The organism is Salmonella sp. 741265050_HSA (assembly GCF_046569445.1).
Classification (GTDB): Bacteria; Pseudomonadota; Gammaproteobacteria; order Enterobacterales; family Enterobacteriaceae; genus Salmonella; species Salmonella enterica.
The window spans coordinates 1-5,850 of record NZ_JBKFSV010000028.1 but is presented as its reverse complement, the minus strand read 5'-3'; the positions used below and the strand labels follow the sequence as shown (position 1 = coordinate 5,850).

6 protein-coding genes and 1 pseudogene are annotated in these 5,850 nt (G+C 50.1%); all 7 read left to right on the top strand.

Annotation, left to right across the window (positions count from 1 at the left end; all coding sequences use genetic code 11):
• Positions 1-790: fimbrial protein (locus ACLD4F_RS21895; protein WP_411011038.1), on the top strand; the 790-nt coding region annotated here is incomplete at its 5' end.
• Positions 791-900: 110 nt separating this feature from the next.
• Positions 901-1,689: pseudogene (gene panB / locus ACLD4F_RS21890) on the top strand (3-methyl-2-oxobutanoate hydroxymethyltransferase); the annotation flags it as partial.
• Between the two features lie 130 nt (positions 1,690-1,819).
• Positions 1,820-2,674 (top strand): pantoate--beta-alanine ligase, encoded by an 855-nt coding sequence (panC, locus tag ACLD4F_RS21885; RefSeq protein WP_411011037.1) that lies wholly within the window; start codon positions 1,820-1,822, stop codon positions 2,672-2,674.
• A gap of 94 nt (positions 2,675-2,768) precedes the next feature.
• Positions 2,769-3,149: an aspartate 1-decarboxylase gene (gene panD / locus ACLD4F_RS21880; RefSeq protein WP_000621526.1), complete on the top strand. Its 381-nt coding sequence runs from the start codon at positions 2,769-2,771 to the stop codon at positions 3,147-3,149.
• Between the two features lie 279 nt (positions 3,150-3,428).
• Positions 3,429-4,034 carry a fimbrial protein gene (locus tag ACLD4F_RS21875; RefSeq protein WP_108638824.1) on the top strand — a complete coding sequence of 202 codons (606 nt, stop codon included), beginning with the start codon at positions 3,429-3,431 and terminating at the stop codon, positions 4,032-4,034.
• Positions 4,035-4,113: 79 nt separating this feature from the next.
• Positions 4,114-4,866, top strand: coding sequence for a fimbrial chaperone (locus tag ACLD4F_RS21870; protein ID WP_411011036.1), 753 nt, complete (start codon positions 4,114-4,116; stop codon positions 4,864-4,866).
• 67 nt (positions 4,867-4,933) lie between these two features.
• Positions 4,934-5,850: FimD/PapC N-terminal domain-containing protein (locus tag ACLD4F_RS21865; RefSeq protein ID WP_411011035.1), on the top strand; the 917-nt coding region annotated here is incomplete at its 3' end.

The window sequence follows — 5,850 nt, the reverse complement described above, 5'->3', positions numbered from 1 at the left end:
CAGTGCCCCAAATTTGCAGATACAGAACGGTATTATGCACAACGTGATTTCAGTCAGCGATAATGGCGGCTGTAAGGGCCCGAACCAATCAGGACCAGGATATTACTATACCTGGGGTGGGCTGGGTTACTATGCCGCGGTAACATTTTACACCGATCAAACTTATACTCCGGGCAACTCAACGATCACGCTGCTCAAAAATGGCGATTATCATGTGCGCTTCTGGAACGAGAACGTAGGGGCCGGTATTAAAAGTTATTATCTGAATGCTACCTTTGATATAAGCGCAGTAACCGTCGCAGAACCCACCTGCACCACACAACCGGTGGCCAGCGGCAGCAGCGTTAGCGGTACTACCGTCGATCTTGGCCACTACAGCCCGAACGACATTATTAACGGCGCTACGGCGGTGCCGTTTTCCATCAAGCTGGCGGGTTGTAGGGGCCTGCGCAATATCAACGTGACGCTCACCTCCACCACTGTTGCTAAAACCCCCACTCTGCTGGGTAATATACTGACCAGCAACAAAGCCACTGGCGTGGGTCTGGAGATCAGCGGCGCGGCCAATAGCTATAGCCAGCAGATGGTGATGATCCCCAACGATACCACCTCGATCTATAACGATCAGCGCGATACTTCCAGTGATGACAATATCTACGGTAGCAGTGAAAATGGTGTCGTCCAGTCGCAAACCCTCAATTTTTTGGCGACGCTCAAACGTGACGGCACCCAGCAAATCGGGTCAGGGAATTTCAAAGCGAACGGCATATTCACCATCGACTACCCCTGATGGCGGTTTAAGTGGCGGTCGATAAGTTTCCCACAAAGGGCTAACGCTTTTCTGATTCATTCCCCTACAATGCGGCCATTCTATTCATCAATATTATGGCCGGAGAGGTTATGAGCAAACCCACTACTATCGCTGTGCTGCAGAAATGCAAACAAGAGAAAAAGCGCTTCGCCACCATTACCGCGTACGATTACAGCTTCGCCAAATTATTCGCCGATGAAGGTATCAACGTGATGCTGGTCGGCGACTCGCTGGGCATGACGGTACAGGGGCACGACTCCACCCTGCCGGTCACCATGGAGGATATCGCCTACCACACCCGCGCCGTACGCCGTGGCGCGCCCAACTGTCTGTTGCTCTCCGACCTACCGTTTATGGCTTACGCCACGCCGGAACAAGCGTTTGAAAACGCGGCCACGGTCATGCGCGCAGGCGCTAATATGGTCAAAATCGAAGGCGGCGCATGGCTTACGGAGACGGTGAAAATGCTCACCGAACGCGCCGTACCAGTATGCGGCCATCTGGGGCTGACGCCGCAGTCGGTGAATATCTTCGGCGGCTATAAAATTCAGGGGCGCGGCGACGCAGGACAAGTGCTGCTGGATGACGCGCTGGCCTTAGAAGCCGCTGGCGCACAGCTGCTGGTGCTGGAGTGCGTGCCGGTTGAACTGGCGAAGCGCGTGACCGAAGCGCTGTCGATTCCGGTGATCGGCATCGGCGCGGGCAACGTCACCGACGGTCAGATCCTGGTGATGCACGATGCGTTTGGCATTACCGGTGGCCACATCCCGAAATTTGCGAAGAATTTCCTTGCAGAAGCGGGCGACATGCGCGCCGCAGTGCGGCAGTATATGGCTGAAGTGGAGTCCGGCGTTTATCCGGGCGAAGAACACAGTTTCACTAATTTTTCTGACCGTGCCGGATGGCGACGCGACGCGTCTTATCCGGCCTACAGATCCTCAACGGATGTAGGCCTGATAAGCGCAGCGCCATCGGGCAGGATCATCAAGCAACTCAAGGAGTTTTGTTGTGCTAATCATTGAAACCCTGCCGCTGCTGCGCCAGCATATTCGTCGTCTGCGTCAGGAAGGTAAACGCGTCGCACTGGTTCCCACCATGGGCAACCTGCACGACGGCCATATGAAGCTGGTCGATGAGGCAAAAGCCCGGGCTGATGTGGTGATCGTCAGCATTTTCGTCAATCCGATGCAGTTTGATCGGCCGGACGATCTGGTGCGTTATCCGCGCACGCTGCAGGAAGATTGTGAAAAGCTGAACAAACGCAAAGTCGATTATGTCTTTGCGCCAGCCGTTGAGGAAATCTACCCGCATGGGCTGGAAGGCCAGACGTACGTTGATGTTCCCGGCCTCTCTACCATGCTGGAAGGCGCCAGCCGTCCAGGTCATTTCCGCGGCGTCTCGACTATCGTCAGCAAGCTGTTCAACCTGATCCAGCCGGATATCGCCTGCTTTGGCGAGAAGGATTTCCAGCAACTGGCGCTGATCCGCAAAATGGTGGCGGATATGAGTTATGACATTGAGATCGTCGGCGTGCCGATTATTCGCGCTAAAGACGGTCTGGCGCTCAGCTCACGTAACGCTTATCTGACCGCAGAGCAGCGCAAAATTGCGCCAGGTCTGCACAACGTGATGAACGGTATCGCTGAAAAGCTGATTGCGGGTAATCGTGAGCTGCAAGAGATTATTGCCATTGCCGAGCAGGAACTGAATGAAAAAGGCTTCCGTGCCGACGACATTCAAATCCGTGATGCCGACACGCTACAGGAACTGACGGAAACCAGTAAACGAGCGGTAATTCTGGCCGCCGCCTGGCTGGGTCAGGCGCGTCTGATCGATAATCAAAGCGTTACATTAGCCCAGTAGACAGGGGTTAAAAATCGGGCAATACTGCCTGAGAATTTCCAAAGCAGGCCACAAGTGCCTGCTTAGTCAAGATAAACGACAGGGTATAGACGTTATGATTCGCACCATGCTGCAAGGCAAGCTCCACCGCGTAAAAGTCACGCAGGCGGACCTGCACTACGAAGGCTCCTGCGCCATCGACCAGGATTTCCTTGATGCCTCAGGTATTCTGGAAAACGAAGCGATTGATATCTGGAACGTGACCAATGGGAAACGTTTCTCAACCTATGCGATTGCGGCTGAACGCGGCTCCAGAATCATCTCGGTGAACGGCGCGGCGGCGCACTGCGCTGAGGTTGGCGACATTGTGATTATCGCCAGCTTCGTCACCATGTCTGATGAAGAAGCGCGTACATGGCGGCCGAAAGTGGCCTATTTTGAAGGCGACAACGAAATGAAACGCACAGCGAAAGCTATTCCGGTACAGGTTGCCTAAAATTCAATAATAGGACAACCCTTCCAGAAAAAATATTTTTGGGTGGGTTGCCTTTAATTTAAAATTACGAATAAATAATATTATTTATTATTTATCCCATTATTTAAATAAGGCACATTAATTTTACTTAAAAGAATGTAAAGCATTTCTAATAAATAACACTGTTCCCTTTCACCTTCACCCTGTATAAAATGCGTTTGAAATATAATATTTCAACAAATAAGATATATGAAAACATATCTTATAGTTATACTTAATACCTAAATATGGACATTAGAAATGTTTTTTAGAAAATATGGCGTAGCAGCTTTTATTGCAATGACTTTGAGTGCGGGCTCTGCAATGGCTGCAGAACCTGATACAGGTACCATCACTTTCCACGGTCTGGTTTCTAACAATACCTGTAAAATCTCTCTTGATAATAAAATCGATCAAGACGGTAATGATTTTGACGTTACTCTGGATACCGTTTTTGTTAAAAACTTCGCTACCGCACTGGGTGAAAACAGCACTCTGGGCGAAAAACAGTTCACTCTGAATCTGAGTGAATGTGATAACGCAACGGTAAAAGATGCCTCCGCTCAGTTTGATTCCTGGGGCGGTTCCAGCTCAACCTCCGGTGGCCTGTTAGTACCACCGGCGAATCTGCAGGGTGCCGCAGAAAACGTTAACCTGGTGCTGGCTAACAACGGCAACGGCGCTACCGATCTGATCAAAGTTGACCAGACTAACAACACCCAGAAAGCCACTATTTCCGCTGATGGCACCGGTGACCTGTACTACCGCGTAGCCTACACCCAAGGCCAGAAGTGGAATGCAGACAGCAGTCCGGTAACGGCAGGAACCGTACAGGCGCAAGTTGCCTTCACCGTTATTTATAACTAATCCTTTTATTTAAAAAGATTAGCCAATCCCTCAGCGGCTGTGCTGGGGGATTTTAAAGTGTGCCTACAGGGAGGGTAAAATGGTCAATATGGTTATTACAAAGGGATTTAAAGCCACCTGCTTCGCTGCTGCGGCCTTCGCGGCATTTACAACATTCCAGGTAAACGCGGATATCGTCATTTCCGGAACACGTATTGTGTACCCGCGGTCATCAAAAGACGTGATTGTGAATCTGGATAACCGAGGCAATAAACCGCTACTGGTGCAAACCTGGCTGGATGACGGGCGTGACGGTGTTAATCCGCAGGAGCTAAAACTGCCATTTGTCATTACGCCTCCGGTATCTCGTATCGATCCACAAAAAGGGCAATCCTTACGCATTACGTATATGGGTAGCACATTACCTCAGGATCGGGAATCACTGTTCTGGTTTAACGTGCTGGAAATCCCACCAAAATCAAAAGCGAAAGAAGGCGAAAGTTTAAATCAACTTCAACTCGCCTTTCGCACCCGGATCAAATTATTTTTCCGTCCGGATGGCCTGAAGGGCACGCCTGGCGATGCGGCTGCAAACCTGAAATGGTCGCAGAAAAAAGAAGGCAATACGCTTTCGTTGTTTGCCCAAAATGACAGCCCGTACAACGTTTCCGTTTCCAACGTAAAATTAAAAATGGGCGGTAAAGAATATACTGTCGACAGCAAATCCGTTTTGCCCTTTAGCGGAGTCAGCATGCCCGTAAAAGGTCTTTCGAATAATATTAGCGGTACCGTTATCTATAACACCATTAATGATAATGGTGGCACAGATAAGCGAGAAGCAAAAATCGACTAATCAATTATAACAATTATGTACCAATATAGCGGGCAATTATTGCCCGCATTAATTATTCGGAAAAACAATGCTATTTCAACGCTCATTATTATGTCTTGCTATTGGCACAGCACTCCCTTTTTCTGTTTCTGCTGCAAATTCAGAAGCCGAAAAAACCGTTGTTGAGTCGGACGAAGCCGTAGAATTTAACGAGCAATTTTTACTTAATAGCGGTGCGAATATCGATATTAGTCGCTATGCGTATGGCAACCCGGTACTTGCCGGAACCTATCGTGTGAAAGTGAATCTTAACAATGCGTTGAAATCCACCTCTGAAATTACCTTTAATGAAAACGGTACGCCACGCGCCAGTGCATGTCTGACACCGCTTTTACTCACCAAGGCAGGCGTTGACCCCGCGGCAATGCGCGATGACGTCGAGCTCGACGACAACACCACATGTCTGGATATAAAAAAATACTACCCCGGAGCAACGGCGAATTACGATTCCGGCAAACAGGCTATGGATCTCAACTTCCCGCAGATTTATATCCTGAAGCGCCCCGCCGGGTACGTTGACCCATCACTGTGGGAAGATGGCGTTCCGGCGGCCATCGTCTCTTATGATATGAACGCCTGGCACAGTGAAGGCAATGGTACAACATCCGATACCGCCTACATGGGTCTGCGTTACGGTTTAAATATGGGGCCGTGGCGTTTGCGTTCCCGAGGTAGCCTTAACTGGAACAAAGATACTGGTAGTGAATACAACAATCAGGACGTTTATTTACAGCGAGATATCACCGCGCTGAAAGCACAAATGGTAATAGGCGATTCCTACACCCGTGGCGATGCGTTTGACTCCTTCAGCCTGCGCGGGGCGCGCATGTATAACGATGACCGCATGTTACCGATGGGATCCAGCAACTACGCGCCCGTCATCCGCGGCGTAGCCAACAGCAACGCCAAAGTCACGGTGATGCAAAGTGGCAATAAATTCTACGA

Excerpts from the sequence above, each read along its gene's own strand:
- panD (WP_000621526.1), top strand. The coding sequence starts at position 2,769 with ATGATTCGCACCATGCTGCAAGGCAAGCTCCACCGCGTAAAAGTCACG.
- ACLD4F_RS21875 (WP_108638824.1), top strand. The coding sequence starts at position 3,429 with ATGTTTTTTAGAAAATATGGCGTAGCAGCTTTTATTGCAATGACTTTG.
- ACLD4F_RS21870 (WP_411011036.1), top strand. The coding sequence starts at position 4,114 with ATGGTCAATATGGTTATTACAAAGGGATTTAAAGCCACCTGCTTCGCT.